We start from the raw sequence: 1534 nt of genomic DNA, 5'->3' as shown, positions 1-1534 counted from the left end.
GTCTAATGGTGAAGTCGGTAGAATTATAATGAAGGTGCATTGAATATAATAGAATTCAAGTCGTTCCTCCTCTTGATTTCTATGAAAAGAATAACAATTTGAGTAGGAAGATTACTGACAAATATTACATTTGCATTGTGACTGCCAATCTAATTGTATTTTTACATTTCATATCTATATATTAGAAGATAAATGTTTTAAAACTAATTACTAATAGTTTTTTAGATAAAAAAGATATAGGAGCATCCTTCACCGCAAAAGTGAAGGATGCTCTAGTTTTATTAGAATATAATTTTCATTTTGACAGATAATGGTTAATAATTGTCTGTAAATCCTTATTAAGGACCGTTGTAATACAATCGTCATTCATAAAATCTTCATAGATTTTATCAAGTATTTCCTCATCTGAAATCGCTGTAAAATGATGTATTAATCCTTTTACGATAGATATATAATTTTGCGATGCTAAAAAGTTAGCAACCGTTCGCCAATCTGATTGTGTAGTGTCATGGTTCATAGATAATCCTCCTTTTATTTCAAAGTCCATTTTTGACGTGCTTTAGGGTTAAGTGGATGCATAATTTCATTTGTTGCTGGGTTTATAAGCTTTTTAATTTTCTTTTTGTGAGGCTTCAACATTTCCATCACTTGCTCAACTCGTTCGACGACAACTGGTCGCTTCGCATAAGTACCATAAGCTAGAATCACTGTTTCACTTTCGCTTATCGCTTTCATTAAGTGGATGTCTGTGTGTTTATCATAAGGTTCTTTAATATGTTTAAGGTTTTCTGGGGTTTTGATATTAGAGAATAGATTCACAAGATATACAGCGCCATATTGTTCAGTATTAGCTAATTGATTGAGGATAAGAACCGTAGTAAGATCGAGTGATAATACGCCATCTAAATGAGGATACATGGTTATCACCGTACAAACAGGTTTCTTTTCATCCCAAGTCTTTTTGAGTAAGTAGCGGTGTTGTTCATCATCGCTAAATATAGCTTCTGTGTGTATCGTACTTTTGATTGTATTCATATTATTCTCCTCCTTTTTGTAATAAGTGATGTTCATCAATAATGATATTTTTAGTATCTGTCAGGTACAGAAAGTCCATATCAAAATGATCCAGATAACCAATACTGATGAGTTGGTTATTGGCGTACATAAGAAATGGATAGATACTTAGGTCATGTAGTTCATTATTGTAGTAGGTATAAGTTTCAAGTGTAAGATGTGCAAGTGGGGAATCATTAATAAAACGTTCCGGTAGAATATTTTCTGCTGCTTCTTCTAACGCTTCACATTCCCATGTTTCATTGTTAGATAGTTGGAATAGACGAGTTATATATTGTTTGAGTTCTTGAGTGATTGTTTCCATATCATTGCCTCCTAGATATTGTGATAGTGATGTAATTCATATACATCATTGGGATAATATATATTTGATTTGTCATTTATTACGAATCCCGGTGGGGATAAGAGAAAATTCCGATCAAAAACCCGTGATAAACGTTGGTGTAACAAGGAAATCCCG

At 32.7% G+C, this 1534-nt stretch carries 3 protein-coding genes; all 3 read right to left on the bottom strand.

The features are described 5' to 3' along the window. Window positions 1–295: 295 nt before the first annotated feature. From HMPREF3058_RS07965 to HMPREF3058_RS07955, 3 genes are read right to left on the bottom strand one after another with little or no spacing between them, the layout of a single operon-like run. Entirely contained in the window at window positions 296–517 is a 222-nt protein-coding gene (locus tag HMPREF3058_RS07965) for a hypothetical protein (protein ID WP_070731301.1), read from the bottom strand. A 14-nt stretch (window positions 518–531) separates the two neighbouring features. Then, a complete protein-coding gene (locus HMPREF3058_RS07960) occupies window positions 532–1035 on the bottom strand; it encodes a DUF1643 domain-containing protein (RefSeq protein WP_070731299.1) in 504 nt (167 codons plus the stop codon). A 1-nt stretch (window position 1036) separates the two neighbouring features. Next, complete coding sequence (locus tag HMPREF3058_RS07955) at window positions 1037–1378, bottom strand: SAUGI family uracil-DNA glycosylase inhibitor (protein WP_070731297.1); 342 nt, start codon at window positions 1376–1378, stop codon at window positions 1037–1039. Window positions 1379–1534: the final 156 nt, after the last annotated feature.

Source organism: Staphylococcus sp. HMSC068G11, from assembly GCF_001815825.1.
In the GTDB taxonomy this organism is placed as follows: domain Bacteria; phylum Bacillota; class Bacilli; order Staphylococcales; family Staphylococcaceae; genus Staphylococcus; species Staphylococcus epidermidis.
The sequence above is the reverse complement of the archived record's forward strand: the minus strand, read 5'-3'. Positions and strand labels throughout refer to the sequence as shown.

Bases quoted from the DNA above. Each gene is read 5' to 3' on its own strand.
- HMPREF3058_RS07965 (WP_070731301.1), bottom strand. From the start codon at position 517: ATGAACCATGACACTACACAATCAGATTGGCGAACGGTTGCTAACTTT.
- HMPREF3058_RS07960 (WP_070731299.1), bottom strand. From the start codon at position 1,035: ATGAATACAATCAAAAGTACGATACACACAGAAGCTATATTTAGCGAT.
- HMPREF3058_RS07955 (WP_070731297.1), bottom strand. From the start codon at position 1,378: ATGGAAACAATCACTCAAGAACTCAAACAATATATAACTCGTCTATTC.